Origin of the sequence: uncultured Stenotrophomonas sp. (genome assembly GCF_963519125.1) — a bacterium.
GTDB lineage: Bacteria > Pseudomonadota > Gammaproteobacteria > Xanthomonadales > Xanthomonadaceae > Stenotrophomonas.
This window is the reverse complement of record NZ_CAUQLJ010000017.1, coordinates 47,907-73,322: the sequence shown is the minus strand read 5'-3', so window position 1 is coordinate 73,322 and position 25,416 is coordinate 47,907. Positions and strand designations below refer to the sequence as shown.

Here is a 25,416-nt window from a genome sequence, read left to right as displayed (position 1 = left end):
ATTAGCCCCGAGCGGCCCACCAGGTGCGCAGCAGGGTGCGTACTGGCGTCGCTTTGAGCTCCTGCCCCTGCGACCACGCCTGCAGGCGTGTGCGCGCCAGCGAGGCGTACAGGCGGCGCGGACGTGGGCCGGCGACGCGGGCGGGCCAGTGGCGCAGCAGCTGCTGGCCCCATCGCTGTTTGGCGTTGCCGTCGTCGTCGGCCAGCAGCGAGCGCGGCACGGCGGCGACGCCGGCTTCGTGCAGGCGCTGGGCGAGGGTCTGCAGCACCACCGGGGTGGCGACATCACCACGCACCGGGGTCTCGAACATCACCGCTTCCACCGCTGCCACCGCCGCGCCATAGGCCTGCAGCGCGCGTTGCGCCTGGGCCGGGTCGACCGGTACGGCGCGGGCTTCAATCAGGTCCGGCAGCGCCTGTGCCAGTTCGCCCCAAGGCGCGCGCACCGGCTCCAGCAGCCGCCCCAGCGGATGCCGCGAGCGCTGCGCGGCCCAACTGCGCAGTTCTTCGCCCCACCACGCCAGCTTGGCGTCGGCCGGCATCGGGTCGCCGCTGGTGTTGAGGATGTCGTCGAACTCCTGCAGCAGCGAGAACCAGGCCACCACCAGGGTGCGCTGGGCTTCGGGCACGAACGGTTCGGCCACCTGCCATTCCGGCCAGCGCGTGCGCCATTTGTCGAGGAAGCTGTCGAGGGCAGTAGAGGTCGTCATTGCGGGTTCCTTGCAGCCGGCCACGCCTGCGCACGCTGCAGCTCGGCAGGCTGTTCGACCATGACCTCGGCTCCCCAGGCCAGCGGGTTGTCTTCGTCGAGGCGATAGCCCCACAGCGCGGCGACCGAGGCCATGCCGGCGGCATTGGCGGCGACGATGTCGCGCTCGTCGTCGCCCACGTAGATGCAGGTCCCCGGCGCGATCTGCATGCGCTCGGCGGCGGCCAGCAGCGGCAACGGATGCGGCTTGCGCTGGGCCAGCGTGTCACCGCCGATCAGCACCGCGCAGCGCGTTTCCCAGCCCAGCTGCGGCAGGATCAGCCGTGCCAGGTACTCGGGCTTGTTGGTGACGATGCCCCACACGCAGCCGGCCGCTTCCAGCGCTTCCAGCATGCCGGCCACGCCGTCGAACAGCACCGCGTGCTGGCCGATCAGCGCTTCATAGCGCTGCAGGAATTCGGGAATCAGCGCGTCGCGCGGCGCTTGCTCCAGCTCGGGGAACGCGACCGAGACCATCGCACGGGCGCCCTTGGAGACGACCGGGCGCAATGCGTCCAGCGTGATCGGCGGGCGACCGCGCGCGTCCAGCATGGCGTTGGCGGTGGCCAGCATGTCCGGCGCGCTGTCCAGCAGCGTACCGTCCAGGTCGAACAGCACGGCGGCCGGAAATGCCGCAGCGGTCGAAGCGATCTCAGACACCGGCGCTGACTTCCGGCTTGACCGCATGGGCCAGGTAGTTGATGTCGGTGCGCGAACTCAGCCGCGCGCGGTTGCGCCACGGTTCGTAAGCCATGCCGCTGACGTCACGGAGGTTGAAGTCCGCGTCGCGCAGCCACCGGCCGAGTTCGGCCGGCTTGATGAAGTCCTGGTAATGGTGCGTGCCCTTGGGCAGCAGGCGCGCGACGTACTCGGCGCCGACAATGGCCACTGCGAACGCGGCCGGGGTACGGTTGATCGTGGACAGGAACAACTGGCCACCGGGCTTGAGCAGGCGGTGGCAGGCGGCGATGATCGCGCCCGGGTCCGGCACGTGCTCCAGCATTTCCATGCAGGTGACCACATCGAAGCTGCCCGGCTGCTCGGCGGCCAGATCCTCGGCGGCCTGCACCCGGTAGTCGACCTTGGCGCCGCTTTCCAGCGCATGCAGGCGCGCGACCTTGACCAGCTCCGGGGCCAGGTCGATGGCGGTGACGTCCGCACCGGCCTGGGCCAGCGCTTCGCTCAACAGGCCGCCACCGCAACCGATGTCGAGCACGCGTGCGCCGCGCAGCGGCACGCGGTCGGCCACGTACTTCAGGCGTACCGGATTCAGTGCGTGCAGCGGCTTCTGCGGGCCGTCAGCGTCCCACCAGCGGTTGGCCAGCGCGGCGAACTTGTCCAGCTCGGCCTGATCGAAATTGGAGGAAGCGTGGGGGGCAGTCATGAGGGGTCCTTGCGGCGCCAGGGATCAGGCGCGGATATGACGGATGCGCTCGCGCCACTGGCGCGCGTTGGCGATGATGCCCGGCAGGTCCATGCCGACCAGCTCGCGCTGCACCAGCTTCGGCTTGCCGGCGATCCAGACGTCGCTGACCTGCTGGCGGCCGGTGGCGTACACCAGCTGCGACAGCACGTTGTGCAGCGGCTGGGTTTCCAGCGCCGACAGGTCGACGCAGACCAGGTCGGCCTGCTTGCCGACTTCGATCGAGCCGATGCGCTCGCCGAAGCCCAGCGCGCGGGCACCGCCCAGGGTGGAGGCGCGCAGCGTGGTGGCCGCGTCCAGCGCGGTCGCATCGTCGGCCACGGCCTTGGCCAGGATCGCCGCGGTGCGGTTCTCGCTGAACATGTCCAGGTCATTGTTGCTGGCGCAGCCGTCGGTGCCTATCGCCAGGTTCACGCCAGCACGCTGCAGGGCGCAGGCCGGGCAGAAACCGGAGGCCAGCTTCAGGTTCGATTCCGGGCAATGCACCACGCTGACACCACGCTCGGCGCACAGGTGGATTTCCGCATCGGTCAGCTGGGTCATGTGCACCGCGATCAGGCGGTCGTTGACCAGGCCGAGGCGATCCAGCCGCGCCAGCGGGCGCTGGCCGTGCAACTTGATCGAATCGGTGATTTCCTGCGCGGTCTCGTGGGTGTGCAGGTGCACCTGCATGTCGAGCTGGTCGGACAGCATCCGCACCCGCTCGAAGTTGGCATCGTTGACGGTGTACGGCGCATGCGGCGCGAACGCGGTGCCGATCAGCGGATCAGTGCGCCACTGGTCATGCAGTTCACCGGCCTTGGCGAAGTACTCGTCGTCGGTCTTGGCCCAGGCGGTGGGGAAATCGATGATGACCGCGCCGACCAGCGCGCGGAAACCGTGCTTCTTGTAGACCGCGGCCTGCACGTCGCCGAAGAAGTAGTTCTCGTTGGCGCAGGTGGTGCCGCCGCGCAGCATCTCGGCGATGGCCAGGGTGGTACCGTCGGCAACGAATTCGGGGCCGATCACCGCCGCTTCCACCGGCCAGATGTGCTGCTGCAGCCACACCATCAGTGGCAGGTCGTCGGCAACGCCGCGCAGCAGGGTCATCGGGTTGTGGGTGTGCGCGTTGACTAGGCCGGGCATCAGCGCCGCCTCCGGGCGCGAGACCACCTGGCGGGCGGCAAAGCGCGCGCGCGCTTCGGCACGCGGCAGGATCGCGACGATCTCGCTGCCGCGCACGGCCACGGCATGGTCTTCCAGCACCACCGCATGCGGTTCGATCGGGACCACGTAGCCGGCTTCGATCAGCAGGTCACAGGGTTCGGGAATGCGGGGGGTGTCGGTCATGCGGTCTCGCTTCTGATAGCGCAACGCCGGGCAGGGCCCGGCGCTACGGGTGGCAGGCCGGGCAGAGCCCGGCACTTCCTTACTTGCCTGCGCGTGCGGAGTATTCGCCCGAGCGGGTGTCGACCTTGATGATTTCATCCTGGTTGACGAACAGCGGCACGCGGACCACGGCGCCGGTTTCCAGGGTGGCCGGCTTGCCGCCGCCGCCCGAGGTGTCGCCACGGACGCCCGGATCGGTTTCGGTGATCTTCAGTTCGACGAAGTTCGGCGGCTGCACGAAGATCGGCTCACCGTTCCACAGGGTGACCACGCAGGACTCTTCGCCCTTCAGCCACTTCTCGGCGCCGCCCATGCCGGCCTTGGTGGCCTGGACCTGCTCGAAGGACTCCGGGTCCATGAAGTGCCAGTACTCGCCGTCGGTGTACATGTAGTTCATGTTGGTGTCGACAACGTCGGCCTTCTCCACGTCATCGGTCGCCTTCATGGTCATTTCGACCACGCGGCCCGACTTGATGAAGCGGTACTTCATGCGGGTGAAGGCCTGGCCCTTGCCCGGCTTGACGTACTCGGTCTCGGTGATGACTGCCGGTTCATTGTTGACCAGGATCTTCATCCCGTTCTTGACGTCGTTCATGCCAACAGTGGCCATGCTGAAACTCCTGAATGGGCAAACGCCGCGCGGGCGCGGCGAGCCGGATAGAATGGAAAGGCTTTCCCTATGATAACCGCAGGCCCCCATTCCATGCAGCTTTCCGCCACGCCCCTGCCCACCCCCGTCCGCTGGCAGCAGCTGTGGCGCGAGGCGGTCCGCGACCCGCGGGCCCTGCTGGACCAGCTGGGGCTGGACCCGGACGCGCTGCCGATCTCTGCCGAGGCGGCCGCACAGTTCGCGGTGCGCGTGCCGCAGGGCTTCATCGCCCGGATGCGCAAGGGCGACCGCCACGACCCGTTGCTGCGCCAGGTCCTGCCGGTGACCGACGAGCTGCAGCACGCGCCCGGCTTCACGCTGGATGCGGTGGGCGACGGGCTGGCACGCAAGGCCACCGGGGTGATCCAGAAGTACCACGGCCGGGCCCTGCTGGTGACCACCGGCAGCTGCGCGATCAACTGCCGCTACTGCTTCCGCCGCCATTTCGACTACGGCACCGAAAACGCGGCGCGCGAGGGCTGGCGCGAGGCGGTGGATGCCATTGCACAGGACCCGGGGATCGACGAGGTGATCCTGTCCGGTGGCGACCCGCTGTCGCTGGCGACACACAAGCTGGTGGAGCTGACCCAGGCGCTGAAGCAGATTCCGCACCTGCGCCGGTTGCGCATCCACAGCCGCCTGCCGGTGGTGCTGCCCGAGCGCGTGGATGACGAACTGGTGCAGTGGATCGCGGGGTTGCCGTGGCCGGTGGCGTTCGTGATCCATGCCAACCACGCCAATGAGTTCGATGCTGCGGTGGACGCAGCGATGGCGCGCCTGCGTGGCGCCGGTGCCACCCTGCTCAACCAGGCGGTATTGCTGCGCGGGGTGAACGACTCGCTGGAAGCGTTGCAGGACCTGAGCGAACGCAGTTTCGCTGCGGGCGTGCTGCCGTATTACCTGTACCAGGTCGACCGGGTGCAGGGCGTGGCGCATTTCGAGGTGGACGATGCCACGGCCAAGGCGTTGCATGCACAGCTGACGGCGCGGTTGTCGGGGTATCTGGTGCCGAAACTGGTGCGCGAGATTTCCGGCGATGTCAGCAAGCGCCCGGTGTAACCGGGCCCATCACCGCCCCGATTCAATCATCTCCACGACCTCGGTCGCAGTGATCGGCACGCTCAGCCAATAACCCTGCGCCAGATCGCAGCCGCGCTGGCTCAGCAGGTCGAACTGCACTTCCTGCTCGATACCCTCGGCCACCACCGTGATCCCCAAGGCATGCGCCATCGCGATGATCGCGGTGGTCAAGGCCAGGTCGTCCGGGTCGCGCTGCATGTCGGCGACGAAGCTCTTGTCGATCTTGACCCCGTCCACAGGCACCTGGCGCAGATGGCTCAGGCCGGAGAAGCCGGTGCCGAAGTCGTCCAGCCATACCTTCACACCGGTGCGGTGCAGCTTGTCCAGCAGCGCCGCGGCCAGCATCTCATCGCCGATCACCGCGGTTTCGGTCAGCTCCAGGTGCAGGCGCGAGGCCGGCAGGCCGGTGTCGCGCAGGCAGTCGGCCACCAGCGCCGGCAGCTCGCCACCGCGCAGCTGACGCGGCGACACGTTGACCGACACGAACATGCCTTCGCCGTCGACCGAATGCGGCCATTGCACCGCTTCCATGCACGCCGCGCGCAGCACCTTGGGCCCGATCACTTCGATCAGGCCGCTCTGTTCGGCCACTTCGATGAACACCGACGGCGGAATGGTGCCCAGGGTCGGGTGCTGCCAGCGCAGCAGCACTTCCACGCCGACCATGCGGCGGTCGCGGGTGCGGAAGATCGGCTGGTAGACCAGGCGCAGCTCGCCGCGCTCCCACGCGCCGCGCAGCTCCTGCTCCATGTGCACGCGGCGCTCCACCGCATGGTCCATGGCCCGGCTGTAATAGCGGTAACAGTTCTTGCCGGCGACCTTGGCCTGGTACATGGCGATGTCGCCATTCTTCAGCAGGGTGGTCGCGTCGGCAGCATCGTCCGGGAACAGGGTGACGCCGATCGAGGTGCCCAGGAACAGTTCCCTGCCCTGCACCACCAGCGGCTTGCTCAGCTCGCGCACCAGTAGTTCGGCCAGCTGGCGCGCCCCTGCAGCGACGTCGCCCTCGCCGATCAGGATCACGAACTCGTCGCCACCAAACCGCGCCAGCAGCGCTTCATCGCCACCCGCCTGCGCCACCGCCGCACTGATCCGCTGCGCGAACTGCAGCAGCGCCTCGTCGCCGGCCTCGTGGCCCAGGGTGTCGTTGACCCGCTTGAAGTCGTCCATGTCGGCGAACAGCAGGCCCAGGCGGTGTCCGGAGGCGCGCGCGGCCATCAACCGGTGGTCCAGCGCCTCGCGGAAGGCCAGCCGGTTGGTCAGCCCGGTCAGTGCGTCGGTGTAGGCCATATGCCGCACTTCGCGGTCATGCCGGGCAATCGCTTCGCTCATCCGGCCGAACGCGCGGACCAGCTCACCCACTTCGTCCTGGCGACTGTTATGGCTGAGCTGGGGGCGGTAGTCGCCGGCTTCGATCTGGCGCGCGGCAGCGGCCAGCCCGCGGATCGGACCGACCAGGGTGCGCTGCACGTAAACGATGACCACCACCCCGATCGCCAGCAGCAGGCCGAGCATCAGCAGCAGCCAGCCGAGGTGGCGCTTGCCGACCTGCTGCAGGCGCTCGCCGAGCGTGGTGTTGGCACGCTGCTCCATGGCCTGCACGTCGTCCAGCGCCATGCCGACGCGGACCCCGCCGATGCGCTGGTTGCCGACCATGATCGGCATCGCGTTGTCGAGCACCTTGGGCGATTCCTGCACCACCAGCTTGCGCGCGGCGACCGCGCCGGGCGCCAACGGGTCCTGCATGGTCTTGCCGAAGTCGATCACCTCGGTGCTGCCGTCGTGGATCAGCTTGCCGTCTTCGTCGAACACCAGCACATAGCGCACCACCTGCTGCCGCGAGGTATTGCGCACCAGCGCACCGACCTGGGCCAGGTCGTTGTAATAGAGCGGATTGGCCAGCGCGTCGGACAGCTCGCGCGCCAGGGCCTCGCCCCGGCTGCGCACGCTGCGGTCGAACAGTTCATGGATGACGCTGCCGCTGAGGTTCTTGACCTCATCCTGCATCGCGGCCTGGCGCCCCAGCACCACGGCGACGATCGCCACCACCACCACCATCGCCCCGCCCATCGCCAATACGAAACGGGACTGCATTCCGGAACCCAACGGCCTCATTCCACTTCCATCCGCACGCGTGTAAGACCCTGTTTCAATTCATCCAAACGGTGCTGCATCTGCGCATCGACCCGATGGAACCCGGATGTACCAAAAAACTTTTCCAGCGCGTCCTGCGCCTGCGGATCCGAGGCGGCATCCAGCAGCACCTGCTGCAGGCGATCGCGCACCTTCGGGTCCAGCCCCGACCGCACCACTTCCACCGCACGCGGGTACGGCTCGGTGCGGAGAATGACGCGGAAATCGCGCCGGAACGTGGTCGGAATGCGATGTTCGTCATTCCAGTCGACGCTGCTCACGGCGCCGGCGTCGACCACGCCTTTGTGCACGTAGGTGGCAATGTTCGCCTCCGAGCGTGCGAACACATAGCCCACGGTGTCCGGGGCGGCCGCGTCGCGCGCGGACAACAGGATCTCCGGGGTCAGTCCGTTCTGCAACAGGGTCATCACCGGCACCAGGTAGGCGCTGGTGGAGGCCACGTTCTGCAGGGCCAGGGTATGGCCCTTGAGGTCGGCCAGCGAGGTGATCGGGCTCTCGCGGCGGACGAAGAATACGGTCTGGTAGTCGCGTACGCCGCTACGTTCGGTGAGCAGCAGGGGCTCGGCGCCGCTGCGCAGGCCCAGCGCCACGGCGGTGCCGGCGGTTTCTGTGACCCAGTCGACCCGGCCACGCCGGAGGTAGCTGGCCATCTGCTGCGCATCCGGTGCCATCAGGATGCGGCCTTCGGTGATGCCGACGTCGCGCATGCGCGGGACGACGTAGTCGAGCAGGGGTTGCAGTTGCGCATAGTGTGACTTGGGATTGTCGCTGATCCGGCCCAGCACGAGGACGTGGTCAGGGCCGGCGTCGTCAGGGTCGGCGGCGGCGGTTCCGGTCATCGCGATGATGCCCAGACACAGCAACCCTCCCTGCAACAGCCATCGCAGTACCGGCAATCCCATTCGCTCCCCCCAAGGAATGGCCACAGCCTACCCGAAAAAGTGAGACGTGCGTCAGGTCATTCGGGCTTGGCGTTCGCCAGGCGGGCCATCCGCTGGGCATCGGCGAGGATGCCGCGCAGCAGGCGCACTTCCTGTTCACTGAGTTCGGAACGCAGGAACAGGCGGCGCAGTTTGCGCATCGCCGAATCCGGCGCACGGCCCTTGTGGAAGTCGATTTCGTCCAGGGTCTGGCCGAGCTGGCCGAACAGGCCTTCGACCTGGGCGTGGCTGGCCGGCTGTTCACGGTGTTCAGGATCGGCCGGCGCGGCGGCTTCAACGCCGCCGAGGCTGGCCATGCGCAGTTCGTAGGCCAGTACCTGCACGGCGGCAGCCAAGTTCAGCGAGCTGAACTCCGGATTCGCGGGAATGTGCACCGCCAGATGACACAGCTGCAGCTCCTCATTGGTGAGGCCGGTGCGCTCGCGGCCGAACACGAAGGCCACTTCGCCCTCTTCCTCGGCGGCCTTGGCCAGCCCGCGCTGGGCGGCCACGGCGGGCAGCAGCTCCTCCAGCTGGACGCGGCGGGCACGCGCCGTGCAGCCCAACACCAGCCGGCAGTCGGCCACGGCTTCGGCCAGGGTGGCCACCACCGGCGCGTCGCCGAGCACGTCTTCGGCGCCGGCCGAGCGGCGGAAGGCCTCTTCATCCAGCGGCTTCTCCGGCGCGACCAGCACCAGCCGGCCCAGCCCCATGGTCTTCATGGCACGGGCGGCAGCGCCCATGTTGCCGGGGTGCTGGGTGCCCACGAGGACGAATCGGATACGGGATTGAACGGATTGTGCGGACATGAACAGGCCAAACGCGAGCAGGACAGTCACAAATGGTAAACTGTGCGGCCGGCCTTTGCGCCGGAACCGCTCTTTTCCCCCGCCAGTACCCCTTCTCTGCCTTTCCGGGAGCTTTTCGCCATGCAGAAACCCGCCGTCACCGTCATGGTCAAGGCCGCCCGCCTCGCCGGCAACGTCCTGTTGCGCAACATCAACAAGCTCGAGGCGTTGAACGTCGTGCAGAAGGGGCGCATGGACTACGCCAGTGAAGTCGATGCGGATGCGGAAAAGGTCATCGTCAAGGAACTGAAGCGTGCCTACCCGGACTACGGGATCATGGCCGAAGAAAGCGGCGTGACCGCGGTGAACCGTTACATGTGGGTGATCGACCCGCTGGACGGCACCAGCAACTACCTGCGCGGCTTCCCGCATTACTGCGTGTCCATCGCCTTGGTCGAGAACGGCGAGCCGATCGACGCGGTGATTTTCGACCCGCTCCGCAATGAACTGTTCACCGCCAGCCGTGGTGCGGGCGCCGTGCTGAACGACCGCCGCATCCGCGTGACCGACCGCAAGGACATGGACGGCGCGATGATCCACACCGGTTTCGCCCCGCGCGAGCGCAGCCGCACCAGCAGCCAGCTGAAGGCCATCGACGCCCTGCTGGTGCACGCCGAAGACGTGCGCCGCACCGGTTCGGCCGCGCTGGACCTGGCCTACGTGGCCTGTGGCCGCGCCGACGCCTACTTCGAAGCCGGCGTGAAGGCATGGGACATCGCCGCTGGCGTGCTGCTGGTCCGCGAAGCCGGCGGCCGCGTCTGCGACTTCAAGGGCGCCACCCCGGCCCGCATGGACAGCCGCGGTCCGGAAACCCAGCAGATCGTCGCCGGCAACGTGAAGAACACCGACGTCCTGCAGAAGGTGCTGGTCAACACCGGCTACGCGGCCGAGTTCGACGCGAAGTTCTGATCGGATTGAATTTTGTGTCCTGACGACGGCGCCTTCGGGCGCCGTTGTTGTTTGGGGCGCCGTGGTTCATCCGGATGCCATCGCCGGTTCTGGCGGCCCGCCAAAGGCCGGCGTCTCAATGCCACGTGCAGGGGCGGCCGCCGCGCAGCCCCGCTCCGGGACACGCCGTGAACCCATCCATGGGGGCTGCTAGAAAACATCCATGTTTTCTAGCGTCCCTCCGGGGGCTGCCCGGCGGCCGCCCCCATACAGGGTCGTGTGCGGTTGGGAACGGCAGACACGCTTGGCGTGTCACTACGCGGCGCCAGACCGTTCGTGATTTCGGACCATTCGTGATGTCGCGGGTAGGGTCGGTTCCCAAACGACCGCCGATAACGTTCATCGGCGCGGTAACGCATGACCTCAACCGGAGGTATGCCGTTGCCTTACCGTGGCCCCCAGCCATGTATCGGAGGGTTGGCGGCGGTAGGGTTGTGGGGGAATGAGCGGCATGGATGCCGCGACTTAGCCCCCAAGGATGGGTTCACGGCGTCCCCCACAACCCTACCGCCGCCAGCCCTAACCAGGGAAGACCCGCACACCACGGCTCTGGCTCTGGCTCTGGCTCTGGCTTTGGCTTTGGCTTCAACCAAAAAAAACGCCCGACCAACCGGCCGGGCGTTTCTCAAACATCACTATCCGCAAATCACGCCACAGTGCTGCTCGCAGCCTTCAGCGCAGCAATGCGCTCTTCCAGCGGCGGGTGGCTCAGGAACAGCTTCTTCGCGGTCGAACCTGCGATGCCGAACGCGGCGATCTGGGTCGGCAGCGTGCTCTGGCCGTGGTTGAGCTTCAGGCGCTCCAGCGCCGCGATCATCTTCTGGCGACCCGCCAGGTGCGCACCGCCGGCGTCCGCACGGAACTCGCGGTGACGCGAGAACCACATCGCAATCATCGTCGCGAACAGGCCGAACACCATTTCCAGCAGGAACACGATGATGAAATAAGCGAAGCCACGACCGCCGCCTTCGCGGTTGCCCGACAGCGCGCTGTCGACAATCCCGCCCACCACGCGCGCCGCCACGATCACGAACGTGTTCAGCACGCCCTGCAACAGCGCCATCGTAATCATGTCGCCATTGGCCACGTGGGCGATCTCGTGGCCCAGCACCGCCTCGGCTTCGTCCTCGCTCATGTTGTGCAGCAAGCCGGTCGAAACCGCTACCAGCGCGTTGTTACGGTTCGCGCCAGTCGCGAACGCATTGATCTCAGGGCCGTCGTAAACGGCCACTTCCGGCATGCCGATACCCGCTTCGCGCGCCTGCCGCTCCACCGTCGCCAGCAGCCAACGCTCGGTCTCGTTGCGCGGCTCCTTGATCACCACCGCACCCGTCGAGCGCTTGGCCATCCACTTCGACATCAGCAGCGAAATGATAGAACCGCCGAAGCCCAGGATCGCGCCGAATACCAGCAGGCCCCCGATCTGGCTGGGATTGACGCCCAACAGTCGCATCACCAGGCTGGCCAGGAGCAGCACAGCAAAGTTGGTGGCGAGGAAGAGTGCAATACGGCTGAACATGGCAGAGGCTGCTTGTATGTAGGGGTTATCCGCAAATCTGCGGGGACTTCAGGTTGAATTCAAGCCACAACCTGACCGACGATTCATAGTTCATGTCCATGACTGCCTACCGAGGGCGTTTCGCCCCCTCCCCCACCGGCCCCCTCCACGCTGGCTCCCTGCTCGCCGCATTCGGCAGCTGGCTGCTCGCGCGCCATGCCGGCGGCCATTGGGCCGTCCGCATTGAAGACATCGATCCACCCCGCACCGTCCCCGGCGCCATCGACCAGCAACTCACTGCACTTGCTGCTTTCGGACTGACCAGCGACGACCCCATCGTCCGCCAGAGCCAGCGTGATGCCCTGTACCAGGCCGCCGTGGACCGGCTGCTGGTCGAGGACAAGGCATTTCCCTGTCACTGCAGCCGCACCGACCTGGCCGACCAGCACGGCATCCACCATTACTGCGTTGCACGTACGGAGCGGGCGCGACCGGCCATCCGCCTGCGCGTCCCGCCCGGCAGCGTGGTCAGCTTCCAGGACGGCCTGCGCGGCCGGATCCAGCAGGACGTGCATGCCGAGGTCGGCGACTTCGTCCTGCGCCGCGCCGACGGCTACTGGGCCTACCAGCTCGCCGTCGTCGTCGACGACGCCGACCAGCGCATCACCGACGTCGTCCGCGGCGCCGACCTGCTCGACTCCACCCCCCGCCAGATCCTGCTCCAGAAGGCCCTCGGCCTGCCCACCCCGCACTACCTCCACCTGCCGCTCCTGCTCGAACCCGACGGCCACAAGCTCTCCAAATCCGATGCCGCCCGCCCGGTCGACCCACACGCCCCCGTGCCCGCCCTGCAGCAGGCCTGGGCACAGCTCGGCCAGCCCCCCGCCTTGCTGGCCGGTGTCCCGGACGTCCCCGCCCTGCTCGACCGGGCCCGGGCCGGCTTCGATCCCGCGCGTTTGCCACCGGGCGACATCCGACTCGCCGCAGACCCGGCCTGAGCCGCCCCTTTTCCGCCGTGATGTTGCAGAATCGCTTTCCCCCCTGCTGGTCCCGGAGTAGCTGCTCATGACATCTCGCGTCGCACTGGTCACCGGCGGTACCGGCGGTATCGGTTCCGCCATCTGCCAACGTCTGGCCGACCAGGGCCATCGGGTTGCCACCAACTACCGCGACGAAGCCAAGGCCCTGGCATGGCGTGAACGGATGCTGGCGCAGGGCCACGATGTGGCGATCTTCCCCGGCGACGTCTCCGACCCCGAATCGGCCGAACAGCTCGTGCGCGCCGTTGAAGCCGCGCTCGGCCCGGTCGAGATCCTGGTCAACAACGCCGGCATCACCCGCGATACCACCTTCCACCGCATGCGCGCCGACCAGTGGCACGACGTGATCAACACCAACCTCAACTCGGTGTTCAACGTCACCCGCCCGGTCATCGAAGGCATGCGCCGGCGCGGCTGGGGCCGGGTCATCCAGATCAGCTCCATCAACGGCCTGAAGGGCCAGTACGGCCAGGCCAACTACGCCGCCGCCAAGGCCGGCATGCACGGCTTCACCATCTCGCTGGCACGCGAGAATGCCGGCTTCGGCATCACCGTCAACACCATCTCGCCCGGCTACGTCGCCACCGACATGGTCATGGCCGTACCGGACGAAGTGCGCGCCAAGATCATCGCCGACATCCCCACCGGCCGCCTCGGCAAGCCCGAGGAAATCGCCTACGCCGTCGCCTTCCTCGTCGCCGAAGAAGCCGCCTGGATCACCGGCTCGAACCTCGACATCAACGGCGGCCACCACATGGGTTGGTAACGGTTACATAACCGTTCCACCCATTATCGCGGGGAGCCGGCCAGCGGCCGGCACTACGGTTTCCCCCGCTTTTTAATGAAATACCCCTTCCCCCATCTGGAGGAGAGCCCCCTTTTTGTTAAAGGGGGCGCGGCGAAGCCGCGGGGATAAGGAAACATGCCCGGGGGGCCCACGTTTTGCTGCGCAAAACGTGGGCAGCAAGCATTTAAGCGCGAAGCCTGGCGCAGCGCACCACCGGTTGCGCAACCGCATTTTGCTGCACAAATTGCTGCGCAGCATGAAGAATTCAAAAGCATGACCAAAGAAGGTTGCAACCGGTGCTGCGCTGCGCCATGCTTCGCGCTTAAATGCTTGCGAGTGATTGCTTCATGGCTGCGAACCGCATCATCAAGAAGTATCCCAACCGCCGTCTCTACGACACCGAAATTTCCAGCTACATCACCATCGAGGACGTGCGCCAGCTCATCCTGGACGGTGAAGACTTCGAAGTCCGCGACGCCAAGAGCGGCGACGACCTGACCCGTTCCGTCCTGCTGCAGATCATTGCCGACCAGGAACAGGACGGCGAGCCGATGCTCTCCACCCAGCTGCTCAGCCAGCTGATCCGCTTCTATGGCGACTCCCTGCAGGGCTTCATGGGCAACTACCTGGAGCGCAGCATGCAGGTCTTCCTGGACCAGCAGCAGCAGTTCCGCCAGCAGATGGGCAACCTGCTCGGCCAGACCCCGTGGGCGATGATGAACCAGCTCACCGAGCGCAACCTCGAACTCTGGCAGGACTTCCAGCGCAACATGGGTGGCGGCTTCGGCCCGCGCCCGCCGGGTACCTCCACCGGTACCGGCACGGGAACCGGCAAGCCCGAGGCACCGACGACCGGCAAGACCCGCCGCTGATCCACGCGCGGCACACGAAAAAAGGCGCAGCCCCCGGGCCGCGCCTTTTTCGTTTCCCACTGACGGGGTTCAGCGCTTGGACTTCGGCTTGGCGCAGCTGCTGCAGACCCGCTCCACCTGGTACCCCTTGGCGCGCAGCTTCTCGACCACGCCATCCTCGCCCAGCAGGTGCAGCGTGCCCACCACCACCAGCGTGCCGCCCTGCCCGGCCTTGAGCTGCTGTTCCAGCTTGGGCACCCAGGCGTCGTTGCGGTCGGTGTTGATGCGCTTGTACAGCTGCGGATACTCGCCGCGCATCTCCGCGGCCATCGAGGTCCAGAGCAGCTTTTCGTCGCCACGACGCCATGCGTCATGCAGCTTGCGACCCTCCGCGTCGGCCTGGTCGGCCTGGTCCAGCGCCTCGGCCACCATCTGCTGCTGTTCCTGCAGGGACATGCCCGACAGCACCGCCACCTGGGTGTCGATGTCTTCCAGCCCGCTGGTCGGCTTGCCGGCGTCGGCAGCGCGGGTCATGAAGTGCCGGTCCAGGCCCAGCTCGGGATCCAGCCCCATCTTGGTGAACTGCGACAAGGTGATGGTCAGCCCCACGAACCACGGCTTCATGCCCTGCAGCTGGGCCAGCGGCAGTTTGTTGTCCGCCGCGTACTTCTGCAGCTTGGTCCAGGTCGCCGCGTCCAGGTCGCGCTTCAGCTCGCTGCCGTCGGTGCGCATCGCCGCCTGCAGCATCTTTCGGGTCAGGTCCGGCGACTGCATGTCCTGCGGCGACAGCTCGAACACCACCCGCTTCGACGACGCGAAGGCCTGGTCTACATCGGCCGCCAGCGGATAGTCCTCGGCGCGCAGCAGGTGGAACGAACCCAACAGGTACAGCCGGCTGTCGCCCGGGCCGGTCACCTTCCACAGCAGCGGCACCGGCGTGGTCGAGGCGGCCGAGGCCGGCGCGGCGCTGGCCGCAGTGCCCAGCAGCAGGCCGGTAGCCAGCAGCAGGCCGGTAGCCAGCAGCAGCGGGGCCGCCAGTCGCTTGAACATCATCATGGTCATGCCCCTCCCTGGGGCGGGTGATACGCCTTTTCGCCTGCCTCGACCCGCAGGTCCAGGCGGTTCTCCGGCGGCGTCAGCGGGCAGGTGGCGAACGGCGTGAACGCACACGGCGGGTTGTAGGCGTGATTGAAATCGATCAGCAGCGTGCCGCTGGCGTCCGGTGCCGGCAGGTCCAGGTAGCGCCCGGCCGGATAGCTGCCGTGGCCGCTGGTGCGGTCGCCGAAGATCACGAACAGCTCGTGGCCCGGCTCACCCAGTGCTTCCAGTCGCCAGGTTTTGCCGTCGCGCTCAAACTCCAGCGCGCCGGCGTTGGGCATGTCGGTGGTCAGGCCGGTGATGTCCACGATCGGCAGGGTCTTGCCGGCCGGATGCGGCACGAAGCGCGCCGTGACCCGCCAGTCCGGACCGCCCGGCCAGTAGTCCAGGCCGGTGAAGCCGCTGCGCGAATAGGCATCGGCGTGCTTCACGCGCAGCGCGAAACGCTCGCCGCGATGGATCAGGCTGAGCTGGCCCTTGCCGTCGTCGAAGGCGATCTTCGTGGGCGTGGCATCGCGGTCGCTGTAGAAGCGGATGCGCCCGGTCAACGGCTTGCCGTCCACGCTCAGCGCCACGCCACGTTCGGGCGTGAAGGTCACGCTGTCGCCGCTGCGCGCCACCATGCCCAGCTTTGCCGGGCCCACCGCGAGTCGGATGCCACTGCCGGGGCCGCTGCCGATGTAGTGCGCCTTGTGTTCCAGCCAGTGCAGGCCGACCAGGCTGGTCCAGCCATCGGGCGCGTGCAGTTCGTTGTAGCGCTGCAGTCGCCATTGCTGCTGTTCGGCCGCGAACGCCGGATCCACCGCCGCCTTGACCGGCGCGGTTTCCTTGTCGCCGCAGCCTGCCAGGCCCAGCGCCAGCAGTGCCGCGCCGAGTCCCCACTTCCAGATACGCATCGTGCTCCCCTTCAACGTCCGCGCAGGAACCAGCGGTCGATTTCCGCCAGTGAAAAACGGGCCCAGGTCGGTCGGCCGTGGTTGCACTGGCCGGACCGTTCGGTAATTTCCATGTCGCGCAGCAGCGCGTTCATCTCCGGCAGGGTCAGGCGCCGGTTGGCGCGCACCGCGCCGTGGCAGGCCATGGTCGACAGCAGCTCGTCGCGTGCGCTGGCAATGCGCCGGCTCTGGCCGTGTTCGCGCAGGTCGGTCAGCACGTCGCGCAGCAGGCCCTCCGGTTCGGCGTTGGCCAGCAGCGCGGGAATGCTGCGCACGTGCAGTGAGCCGGGACCGGAGCGGGTGATTTCAAAACCCAGCGCGATAAGCGTATCCGCTTCGCGCTCGGCGGTGTCGGCATCGCGCTCGCCCACCGCCAGGGTGATCGGCACCAGCAGCGGTTGCGCGTGCAGGCCGGTAGCGTCGTGCGCGGTTTTCAGGCGCTCATAGCCGATGCGTTCGTGCGCGGCATGCATGTCCACGACGATCAGGCCTTCGGCGTTTTCGGCGAGGATGTAGATCCCATGCAGCTGCGCCACGGCGTAGCCCAGCGGCGGCACGCCGCTGTCGGCGGCCGTGACCGGCAGGCCCTGCTCGCTAGGCATCGGCGGCAGGCTGCGGTCATCGCTGCCTGCCGGACGCGCGTACAGTGCCGCATACGCCGACGGTGCATCGGCCACGCGCAGGCCCAGCGGTGACTGCTGCGGGCGCCAGCCCTGGCTGCCCATGCTGCCGCCACCGCCGGCCAGCACGTAACCGTTGCCGGCGGGCGCGGTGGCGTACATCGCGGTGGCTGCTTCAGCGACACCCTCATGGGTCGCGCCCACGGCAGTCATGCCGGCGCGCGTTTCGGCCAGCGCTTCCTTGAGCGTGCGGTAGACGAAATCGTGGATCAGGCGCGAATCGCGGAAGCGCACTTCATGCTTGGCCGGGTGCACGTTGACGTCGACCCGGGTGGGATCGAGTTCGAGGAAGAGCACATAGGCGGGCTGGCGGCCATGGAACAGCACGTCGCCATAGGCCATCTTCACCGCATGCGCGACGCTGCGGTCGCGCACCGAACGGCCGTTGACGTACAGGTACTGCTGGTCGGTGCTGGCACGCGAGTAATGCGGCTGGGCGATCCAGCCATGCAGGCGCAGGCCGGCACCGCTGTGGTCCACGCGCATGGCCTGGGTAGCGAAATCCTCGCCGAGGGTTTCGCCCAGGCGCGCATCCGAATACAGATCGCCGGGCTTGTAGCGACGCGACGGCTTGCCATTGTGCGAGACGCGCAGTTCCACATCGGGACGTGCCAGCGCCAGCGAACGCAGCCATTCTTCGATATGGCCCAGTTCGGTGCGTTCGGCGCGCAGGAACTTTCGGCGCGCCGGCACGTTGTAGAACAGCTCGCGGACTTCCACGGTCGTGCCCGGCGCATGTGCGCGCGGCGTCACCTCGCCCAGCTTGCCGCCTTCGATCTGCAGCGCGGAGCCATGCTCGTCGCTGCGCCGGCGCGAGGCCAGGGTGAAGCGGCTGACCGAGGCGATCGACGGCAGCGCTTCACCACGGAAACCGAGCGTAGCCACTGCTTCAAGGTCGTCCAGGCTGGCGATCTTGCTGGTGGCATGCCGGGACACGGCCAACGGCAGCTCTTCGGGCGCAATGCCGCCACCGTCATCGCGGATGCGGATCAGGCGCACGCCGCCCTCTTCCAGATCGATATCGACGCGGGTGGCACCGGCATCCAGCGCGTTTTCCACCAGCTCCTTGACCACCGACGCCGGCCGCTCGACGACTTCGCCGGCAGCGATCTGGTTGATGAGGATTTCGGGGAGTTGGCGGATGCTCATGTGTAGATGATAGCGAAATGCGGCGGTCGACCCGAGGCCGTGTGTGCGATTCGGCCTTCCGCCAAGAGCAGCGTCTCAGTTGCTACGTGCAGGGGCGGCCGCCGGGCAGCCCCCGCTCCGGGACACGCCGTGAACCGCCCTCCGGGCCCCGGCCCAATCGCCAGCGATTGGGCGTTCAGTCGCACGCGAGGCAGTGCCTCGCAAGCAGTGCGCCTTCACCCATGGGGGCTGCTAGAAAACATCCATGTTTTCTAGCGTCCCTCCGGGGGCTACCCGGCGGCCGCCCCCATACATGGTCGTGTGCGGTGAGGAAATCAGACACGCATGGCGTGTCCCTACGCGGGAGAGCGGCATTTCGACGTGGATGCGTGATCGTGCGCTGGCTGTTTTGGTAGGGTCGGTTCCCAAACGACCGCCGTGAAATCCTCCGCGTCCGGTGACGCATGGAAATGATCGGCACGGCCATGTCGGCCAACGGCCGGCACCGGCGTTTCCCGTGGCCACCGGCTCACTGTCAAAGGGTCGACCGGAGTCGGTTTGCGGGGGAATCGGCGCCATGGATGGCGTCCGCTTAGCCCCCATGGACGGGTTTACGGCGACCCCGCAAACCGGCACCGGGCGGCCCAAGCCAGGGAAACCGCGCCGGCAACGGCTGTTCGCCAAAAGCCAACAGCAGCCGGGCAGAGCCCGGCTCTACGTTGTCTGTCGAATACCGCCCCAAACAAACAAAAGCCCGCATAAGCGGGCTTTTATTTACTTCCCCCGGCAACCGTCCCGGCGGCGTCTATTTCGGCTTGGGCGCGGGCCGCGTAGAGCGTGCCTGGCGGAGGCTGGCGGCTGAAGAAGGTATGCACGCCATCCAGAACGGCACCGGCGATCTGGCGCTGGTAGGCCGGATCCATCAGGCGGCGCTCTTCGTCCGGGTTCGAGATGAACGCCGTTTCCACCAGCATCGCCGGCATGTCCGACGTACGCAGCACCGCGAAGTTCGCGCGCTCGATGTTCGGCTTGTGGTTCTTGCCGATCCGCTTCAACCCGCCCAGCACATGCCCCGCCGCGTCTTCCGACGCCTTCATGTAACCGCTCTGCGCCAGGTCCAGCAGCACATTGGCCAGCGTCCCCTCGGTCTGCTGCAGGCGCACGCCACCGACAAGGTCCGCCGCGTTTTCCTTGTCCGCCAGCCAGCGCGCACGCTGCGACGAAGCACCCTTGGTCGAGAGCACGTACACCGACGACCCCGTCGCCGCGCGGTTTTCCGCCGCGTCGGCATGGATCGAAATGAAGATGTCCGCCTTCGCCGAACGCGCCTTCTGCGCACGCATCGGCAGCGGAATGAACACGTCCGTATCGCGGGTCAGGTACGCCTTCAGGCCCGGCGTCGCATTGACCTGGCGTGCCAGCTCACGCGCCACCGCCAGCGTGATGTCCTTCTCCCGCTTCCCGGTCGGCCCCACCGCACCCGGATCCTGGCCGCCATGGCCCGGATCGATCGCCACCACCAGCGGGCGCATGCCCGACTGCATCTTGACCCGCGACGCATCGCTCGGCATCGCGGGACGCGGCGGCACCACCGTGGTCTGCACCGGCGTCGGCGCAGGCTGGGAAGGAACCACCGCCGAGGTGGGCTGGCCGGCCAGGATCGCCGCCGGCGACGCCGCATTGCTGGCCGCATTCGCGGTTCCGGCTGCGGCTACATTGGTGGTAGTTACTGCGGTCGGCGCTGCCGGCGTCGGCACGGCCGTAGCCACACTCGCACTGGCCTGCTGCCGCACCGTCGCAGTCAACAACGCCGCAGCGCGGGCTGCATCGGCACGCGCCTGCGCCTGCGCGGCTTCAGCCGGCGTCGGCGGCAACGTACGGGTTGTTTGAGCAACCGGCGCCGGCGTCGGCTGCGCGGCCACAGGGGTCGACGCGGTCAGCGACGTCGCAGACGGAGTTGATGCAGGCGCGGACGCAACCGGCGCACTCGCAGCCGGCGTCTTGGCAACGCTGCCCGGCGCGTCGCCCGGCCACTCGATCACCAGCCGCGAATCCTGGCCCTGCTTCACCATCTGCGGCTTGAACGGCGCCACCGACTCGGCCAGGTCGAACACCACCCGGAACGTGCCCGGCACCGGTTGCCCGGTACGCACCGCCGTAACCACGCCGGTCGGCGCAGGCAGCTTCAGGTTGCGCACCGCGCTGGAATCCGGGAAATCGACCACCAGCCGGTTCGGACCGGACAGGCTCAAGGTCTTGTAACCACCGCTGCCAGCCAGCGCGATCTCCGCTCGGGTGCCGGTGGAACCGGTCTCCAGGGCCACCTGGCGGACCTCGCCAGCCCACGACATCGCGCTCGCCAGACAGAGTCCGACGGCGGCGCAGATGGCGGTGAGTGGTTTCCCCATTGGCATGGCTGAGGATTCAATCACCGCGCTGAATGAAATGCAACCGCTTTTTCCTTAATAATCCGTAACCTGGGGGTCTTTCCTACTGTCAGCCCACAGATAGGGCCTGCAAGTCGCCCCCTTGCGGCAACCGTTCCAGCCATTCATGTCCGGCCGCACTGACCGCGGAAAGCCGCGCCCGGCGGCCCTTCCCTTCGATTTCCAGCGCCACGATGAGGTCGCTCGGCGGCAGCGCACCGGCGCCGCGCTCCGGCCATTCGACCAGCCACAGCGAGGCGCTGCCCTCGTCCAGGCCGAGGAAGTCCAGCTCCTCGGCCTGCCCGATCCGGTACAGGTCCAGATGCCAGGCCTCGTGCCCGTCGGCCAGCGGGTAGCGCTCCACCAGGGTGTAGGTCGGGCTGCGGATGCCGCCTTCCACCCCCAGCGCGCGCAGCAGCGCCCGCGCCAGCGTGGACTTGCCGGCGCCCAGATCGCCCTGCAGCTGCACCACCGCGTGCGGCGGGCGGGTGGCGGCCAGCCATTGCCCCAGCAGGTCGGTGTCCTGCGGTTCGGCCAGGAAGAAGTCGATCATGGGGTCACGGTTCCGGGTTCGCCCGCCGGCGCAGCGGCACCAGCAGGTCGGTGGGGAGCAGGCCACGCTGGCCGTCGCGGGCCGCGTCGTCGCCAGCCAGGGCATGCAGCAGCGCGCCGCCGCTGGCGGCGTCGAACGCGTCCAGGCCCTGCGCGCGCAGGGACGCAACGACGCCGGTAAGCAGATCGCCCATGCCGCCCACCGCCATGCCAGGGTTGCCGGCGGCGATGCATCGGGGCCGCGACTGCGGTGCAGCCACCAGCGTTGCAGCGCCCTTGAGCACCACCACCGCGTTGTAGCGGGCCGCCAGCGCGGTCACGGCGGCGACGCGGTCGGCCTGCACCGCCTTGGTCTCGGTTTCGAGCAGGCGCGCGGCCTCGCCCGGGTGCGGGGTCAGGATTGCGTCGTGCAGCGGCTGCGGATGCGCGGCCAGCAGATTGAGCGCGTCGGCGTCGATCACCAGCGGCTTGCCGCTGGCCAGCACCTGGCGCCACAGCTCGCGGGCCCAGTCGTCCTGCCCCAGTCCGGGGCCGATCGCCACCACCGTGGCACGCTTCAGGAGTGACTGCAGGTCACTGCTGTCCTCCACGGCGTGCACCATGGCCTCCGGCAAGCGCGCCAGCAGTGGCGCCACGTGCTGCGGCCGGGTCGCCACGCTGACCAGGCCCGCACCGGCGCGCAGCGCCGATTCGGCGGCCAGCATCACCGCACCGCCGCTGCCGGCATTGCCGCCCACGCACAGCACGTGGCCGTTGCTGCCCTTGTGGCTGTCCACGGGCCGTGGCGGCAGCAGCGGCACCAGGCGCTGCGCCTCCCACACGTCATACGGTTCAGCAAGCTCGGACATGCCGGGATTCTATACTTGTCGCCATGTCCGCGGTTCCCCTGCCCACGCCCGTCCACCTGCCACGCGCTGCCGAACGCGTGCGCGCACTCGCGCGCGAACACGGCTTCCAGCGCTGCGGCATCGCCGGCATCGAACTGGGCGAGGACGAAGCGCACCTGGCGGATTGGCTCGGCAAGGGCCTGTACGGGACGATGGAATGGATGGCACGCCACGGCACCCTGCGCGCGCGCCCGGCCGAACTGCTGCCCGGCACCGTGCGGGTGATTTCGGTCGGCATGGACTACGGCCACAAGGACGACAGCCAGGCCTGGGATACCCTGCACGACGGCGACCGCGCCTACGTGGCGCGCTATGCGCTGGGCCGCGATTACCACAAGCTGATGCGCAACCGCCTGCAGAAGTTCGCCGACGCGCTGGCCGCGGAGATCGGCACGTTCGGCTACCGGGTGTTCGTCGATTCGGCACCGGTGCTGGAGCGCGCACTGGCCCGCAACGCCGGGCTGGGCTGGATCGGCAAGCACACCTGCCTGATCGACCGCCACGGCGGGTCGTGGTTCTTCCTGGGCGAGATCTACATCGACCTGCCGCTCCCGGTGGACACACCGGCCACCGCGCACTGCGGCACCTGCACGCGCTGCATCGACGTGTGCCCGACCCAGGCCATCATCGCGCCGCAGCGGCTCGACGCGCGGCGCTGCATCTCCTACCTGACCATCGAGCACGACGGCGCCATTCCCGAAGACATGCGCGTGCCGATGGGCAACCGCATCTACGGCTGCGACGACTGCCAGCTGGTCTGTCCCTGGAACAAGTTCGCACGCCGCACCGACGAGCCGGATTTCCGCGCACGCAACGATCTGGACAAGGCCACCCTGGCCCAGCTGTTCGCATGGGAAGAGGACGAATTCCTGCGCCGCACCGAGGGCAGCCCGATCCGCCGCAGCGGCCACGAACGCTGGCTGCGCAACATCGCGGTGGCGCTGGGCAACGCGCCTGGCCACGCCGATACGCTGGCCGCGCTGCAGTCGCGCGTGGAACACCCCTCCGCGCTGGTCCGCGAGCACGTGCAGTGGGCGCTGCAGCAGCACGCCCTGCGCGGCAACGCCGGCTGACCATTGCCTGCACGCCGCGCGCGCGGGCATGCGACCATGGACCCCCGTTCGTACCGTTTGACCCGTCATGGACCGTAGCGCGCAGATCCTCACGCCCAGCCAGCTCAACATCCTGGCCCGCGACCTGCTGGAGGGCTCGTTCCCGTCGGTGTGGGTGGAAGCCGAACTGGGCAGCGTGACCCGCCCCGCCTCCGGCCACATGTACTTCACCCTGAAGGACGCGCGCGCGCAGATCCGTGCGGCCCTGTTCAAGCCCAAGAGCCAGTGGCTGAAGTTCGTGCCGCGCGAAGGCATGCGCGTGCTCGCACGCGGCCGCCTGACCCTGTACGAAGCGCGCGGCGAGTACCAGATGGTGCTCGACCACATGGAAGAAGCCGGCGAAGGCGCGCTGCGCCGCGCCTATGAGCAGCTCAAGGCGCGGCTGGAAGCCGAAGGGCTGTTCGCGCCCGAACGCAAGCGTCCCCTGCCCGCCCATGTACGCCGGCTGGCGGTGATCACCTCGCCCACTGGTGCGGCCGTGCGCGACGTGCTGAGCGTGCTCGAACGACGCTTCCCACTGCTCGAAGTCGATCTGCTGCCCAGCCTGGTTCAAGGCGACAGCGCCGCCGCGCAGATCACCGCGCTGTTGCGCAGCGCCGATGCCAGCGGCCGTTATGACGTGATCCTGCTGACCCGCGGCGGCGGCTCGATGGAAGACCTGTGGGCCTTCAACGACGAGCAGCTGGCCCGCGCGATCGCGGCCAGCGGCACGCCGGTGGTGTCGGCGGTAGGCCACGAAACCGACTTCAGCCTGGCCGATTTCGCCGCCGACCTGCGCGCGCCGACGCCCTCCGTGGCGGCGGAGCTGCTGGTGCCCGACCAGCGCGATCTGCAGCTGCGCCTGCGCCGCCAGGCGGCGCGGCTGGTGCAACTGCAACGGCACGGACTGGGACAGGCCATGCAGCGTGCAGACCGCGCCCTGCTGCGGCTCAACGCACAAAGCCCGCAGAATCGCCTGCAGCTGCTGCAGCGGCGCCAGCAGGATCTGGCGCGGCGCCTGGCCGGCATCTGGCAGCAGCAGCATGAGCGCCGCCTGGCACGCCTGCGGCACGCCAGCGTGGTGTTGCGCAACGGCCACCCGCAGCGGCAGCTGGATGCGCTGGGCCAGCGCCTGCAGCGCGCGTTGCCGCGTGTCGAAGCGGCGATGGCGCGGCAGTTGCAGCGCGACACGCTGCGCCTGCGCGCGTTGGCGCGTTCAATGGAGGCGGTGAGCCCGCTGGCGACGGTGGCGCGCGGTTACGCGATTCTTACGCGGGAAGACGACGGCCGCCTGGTGCGGTCGCCGCTGGATGTGTCGCCTGGCGACGCGCTTAAGGCGCGGGTGCAGGATGGGGTGATCGAGGTGGTGGTCAAGGACCGTTGATCAATGCGTCGCGGCCGACCCACCGGCCGTTTCGCAGAACCGTTGGCGGTATTCCATGGCCTTGGGCATCAACGCCTGCAGGTTCTGGATGCGCGTGCCGGGATTCGGGTGCGTTGAGGAGAATTCCGGCGGGGCCTGGCCGCCGCTGGCCTGGCCCATGCGCTCCCACAGCGGCACCGCTTCGCGCGGGTCGAAGCAGGCGGCCGCCGCCAGCATCAGGCCGACCTCGTCCGCCTGGGTTTCATGGCTGCGCGCGTACGGCAGCAGATAGCCGTAGCCCATCGCCGACATCACCATCTGTTGCTGCCCGGGGTCCATGCCGCTGGCGGCACCGGCCATCTGGCCGATCTGGGTCAGCTTCTGCTGGGCCATGCGCTGGGCGCCATGACGCAGCAGCGCGTGCGCGATTTCATGGCCCATCACCACCGCCATCGCGTCCTGGGTCTGGGCCACCGGCACCAGCCCGGTGTAGACCGCCATCTTGCCGCCGGGCAGGCAGAACGCGTTGGCCTGGTCGGACTGGATGACGTTGACCTCCCACTGGAAGTCTCGCGAGAAGTGCGCCGGCTTCAACCCGTGTTCCTGGGCCAGCGAGGTCTCCACCACGTCGACCTTGCGGATGAGCCGTTCGGCAATGGCGCGCACGTCGCGCGAGACCTGCGCGTTGGGGTCCAGCGGGCGCTCCTGCTGCAGGATCTCCTGGTAGGCCTGCAGGCCCATCGCCATTTCCTGGTCGGCATCCAGCGAGCTGTCGATCAGCACGCTTTCACCGGTGTACGGGTCCACGCTGCGGTTGGAGAACCAGTAGAACGCGGCATAGCCGGCGAACGCCAGCAGGACCCACCAGCGGATGTTGCCGAACAAACCCGGGCGCCGCGCCCGTTGCTGCTGCTGACCGCCGAAGGGATCGCTGCGCATGCTG

At 68.1% G+C, this 25,416-nt stretch carries 22 protein-coding genes and 1 pseudogene; 7 read left to right on the top strand and 16 right to left on the bottom strand.

Annotated features, from left to right (window positions below):
* Position 1: 1 nt before the first annotated feature.
* The 5 genes from RYM47_RS14920 to efp all read right to left on the bottom strand — a co-directional run bounded on the left by RYM47_RS14920 (position 2) and on the right by efp (position 4,148).
* Positions 2–709, bottom strand: coding sequence for a squalene/phytoene synthase family protein (locus RYM47_RS14920; protein ID WP_315388829.1), 708 nt, complete (start codon positions 707–709; stop codon positions 2–4).
* Positions 706–1,407 (bottom strand): phosphoglycolate phosphatase, encoded by a 702-nt coding sequence (locus RYM47_RS14915; RefSeq protein WP_315388828.1) that lies wholly within the window; start codon positions 1,405–1,407, stop codon positions 706–708. Before RYM47_RS14915 ends, RYM47_RS14920 begins: the two co-directional genes overlap by 4 nt.
* Positions 1,400–2,131 carry a bifunctional 2-polyprenyl-6-hydroxyphenol methylase/3-demethylubiquinol 3-O-methyltransferase UbiG gene (gene ubiG, locus RYM47_RS14910; protein WP_315388827.1) on the bottom strand — a complete coding sequence of 244 codons (732 nt, stop codon included), beginning with the start codon at positions 2,129–2,131 and terminating at the stop codon, positions 1,400–1,402. Before ubiG ends, RYM47_RS14915 begins: the two co-directional genes overlap by 8 nt.
* A 24-nt stretch (positions 2,132–2,155) precedes the next feature.
* A complete protein-coding gene (locus RYM47_RS14905; protein WP_315388826.1) occupies positions 2,156–3,499 on the bottom strand; it encodes a TRZ/ATZ family hydrolase in 1,344 nt (447 codons plus the stop codon).
* A gap of 79 nt (positions 3,500–3,578) precedes the next feature.
* Entirely contained in the window at positions 3,579–4,148 is a 570-nt protein-coding gene (gene efp, locus RYM47_RS14900; protein ID WP_315388825.1) for an elongation factor P, read from the bottom strand.
* A 93-nt stretch (positions 4,149–4,241) separates the two neighbouring features.
* Here efp and epmB point away from each other — a divergent pair, with 93 nt between their 5' ends.
* On the top strand, positions 4,242–5,246 hold the full coding sequence (gene epmB / locus RYM47_RS14895; protein WP_315388824.1) for an EF-P beta-lysylation protein EpmB: 1,005 nt from the start codon (positions 4,242–4,244) through the stop codon (positions 5,244–5,246).
* A gap of 9 nt (positions 5,247–5,255) precedes the next feature.
* On the opposite strand, the gene RYM47_RS14890 is transcribed toward epmB, so the two are convergent.
* The 3 genes from RYM47_RS14890 to RYM47_RS14880 form a co-directional block, all read right to left on the bottom strand.
* Positions 5,256–7,382: an EAL domain-containing protein gene (locus RYM47_RS14890; protein ID WP_315388823.1), complete on the bottom strand. Its 2,127-nt coding sequence runs from the start codon at positions 7,380–7,382 to the stop codon at positions 5,256–5,258.
* Positions 7,379–8,317, bottom strand: a complete 939-nt coding sequence (locus tag RYM47_RS14885) for a phosphate/phosphite/phosphonate ABC transporter substrate-binding protein (RefSeq protein ID WP_315388842.1) — start codon at positions 8,315–8,317, stop codon at positions 7,379–7,381. The genes RYM47_RS14890 and RYM47_RS14885 overlap by 4 nt, the downstream gene beginning before the upstream one ends.
* A 62-nt stretch (positions 8,318–8,379) precedes the next feature.
* Positions 8,380–9,150 (bottom strand): RNA methyltransferase, encoded by a 771-nt coding sequence (locus RYM47_RS14880; protein ID WP_315388841.1) that lies wholly within the window; start codon positions 9,148–9,150, stop codon positions 8,380–8,382.
* Positions 9,151–9,270: 120 nt separating this feature from the next.
* On the opposite strand from RYM47_RS14880, the gene RYM47_RS14875 reads away from it, so the two are divergent.
* Positions 9,271–10,098 carry an inositol monophosphatase family protein gene (locus tag RYM47_RS14875; protein WP_315388822.1) on the top strand — a complete coding sequence of 276 codons (828 nt, stop codon included), beginning with the start codon at positions 9,271–9,273 and terminating at the stop codon, positions 10,096–10,098.
* A gap of 685 nt (positions 10,099–10,783) precedes the next feature.
* On the opposite strand, the gene htpX is transcribed toward RYM47_RS14875, so the two are convergent.
* Positions 10,784–11,656, bottom strand: coding sequence for a protease HtpX (gene htpX, locus RYM47_RS14870; RefSeq protein WP_315388821.1), 873 nt, complete (start codon positions 11,654–11,656; stop codon positions 10,784–10,786).
* 92 nt (positions 11,657–11,748) lie between these two features.
* Here htpX and gluQRS point away from each other — a divergent pair, with 92 nt between their 5' ends.
* The 3 genes from gluQRS (at position 11,749) to phaR (ending at position 14,334) form a co-directional block, all read left to right on the top strand.
* Positions 11,749–12,633 carry a tRNA glutamyl-Q(34) synthetase GluQRS gene (gene gluQRS, locus RYM47_RS14865; protein WP_315388820.1) on the top strand — a complete coding sequence of 295 codons (885 nt, stop codon included), beginning with the start codon at positions 11,749–11,751 and terminating at the stop codon, positions 12,631–12,633.
* A gap of 67 nt (positions 12,634–12,700) precedes the next feature.
* Entirely contained in the window at positions 12,701–13,441 is a 741-nt protein-coding gene (locus tag RYM47_RS14860; RefSeq protein WP_315388819.1) for a beta-ketoacyl-ACP reductase, read from the top strand.
* 368 nt (positions 13,442–13,809) lie between these two features.
* Positions 13,810–14,334: a polyhydroxyalkanoate synthesis repressor PhaR gene (phaR, locus tag RYM47_RS14855; RefSeq protein ID WP_315388818.1), complete on the top strand. Its 525-nt coding sequence runs from the start codon at positions 13,810–13,812 to the stop codon at positions 14,332–14,334.
* Between the two features lie 69 nt (positions 14,335–14,403).
* Here phaR and RYM47_RS14850 read toward each other — a convergent pair whose 3' ends face one another.
* The 6 genes and pseudogenes from RYM47_RS14850 to RYM47_RS14825 form a co-directional block, all read right to left on the bottom strand.
* On the bottom strand, positions 14,404–15,366 hold the full coding sequence (locus tag RYM47_RS14850) for a TraB/GumN family protein (RefSeq protein WP_315388840.1): 963 nt from the start codon (positions 15,364–15,366) through the stop codon (positions 14,404–14,406).
* Positions 15,367–15,371: 5 nt separating this feature from the next.
* On the bottom strand, positions 15,372–16,307 hold the full coding sequence (locus RYM47_RS14845; protein WP_315388817.1) for a DUF1684 domain-containing protein: 936 nt from the start codon (positions 16,305–16,307) through the stop codon (positions 15,372–15,374).
* Positions 16,308–16,318: 11 nt separating this feature from the next.
* Entirely contained in the window at positions 16,319–18,175 is a 1,857-nt protein-coding gene (gene mutL / locus RYM47_RS14840) for a DNA mismatch repair endonuclease MutL (RefSeq protein ID WP_315388816.1), read from the bottom strand.
* 749 nt (positions 18,176–18,924) lie between these two features.
* Positions 18,925–20,562 carry an N-acetylmuramoyl-L-alanine amidase gene (locus tag RYM47_RS14835; RefSeq protein WP_315388839.1) on the bottom strand — a complete coding sequence of 546 codons (1,638 nt, stop codon included), beginning with the start codon at positions 20,560–20,562 and terminating at the stop codon, positions 18,925–18,927.
* An 88-nt stretch (positions 20,563–20,650) separates the two neighbouring features.
* The gene (gene tsaE, locus RYM47_RS14830; protein ID WP_315388815.1) at positions 20,651–21,133 is read right to left on the bottom strand and encodes a tRNA (adenosine(37)-N6)-threonylcarbamoyltransferase complex ATPase subunit type 1 TsaE; all 483 of its coding nucleotides are present in this window, start codon (positions 21,131–21,133) and stop codon (positions 20,651–20,653) included.
* Between the two features lie 4 nt (positions 21,134–21,137).
* A pseudogene (locus RYM47_RS14825) lies at positions 21,138–21,926 on the bottom strand (NAD(P)H-hydrate dehydratase); the annotation flags it as partial.
* Positions 21,927–22,003: 77 nt separating this feature from the next.
* Here RYM47_RS14825 and queG point away from each other — a divergent pair.
* Complete coding sequence (gene queG / locus RYM47_RS14820) at positions 22,004–23,092, top strand: tRNA epoxyqueuosine(34) reductase QueG (protein ID WP_315388814.1); 1,089 nt, start codon at positions 22,004–22,006, stop codon at positions 23,090–23,092.
* Positions 23,093–23,159: 67 nt separating this feature from the next.
* Positions 23,160–24,494, top strand: a complete 1,335-nt coding sequence (xseA, locus tag RYM47_RS14815) for an exodeoxyribonuclease VII large subunit (protein WP_315388813.1) — start codon at positions 23,160–23,162, stop codon at positions 24,492–24,494.
* Here the strand turns inward: xseA and RYM47_RS14810 are convergent, their stop codons facing one another.
* A complete protein-coding gene (locus RYM47_RS14810) occupies positions 24,495–25,412 on the bottom strand; it encodes a M48 family metallopeptidase (RefSeq protein ID WP_315388812.1) in 918 nt (305 codons plus the stop codon). It lies immediately after the preceding gene.
* Between the last annotated feature and the right edge of the window lie 4 nt (positions 25,413–25,416).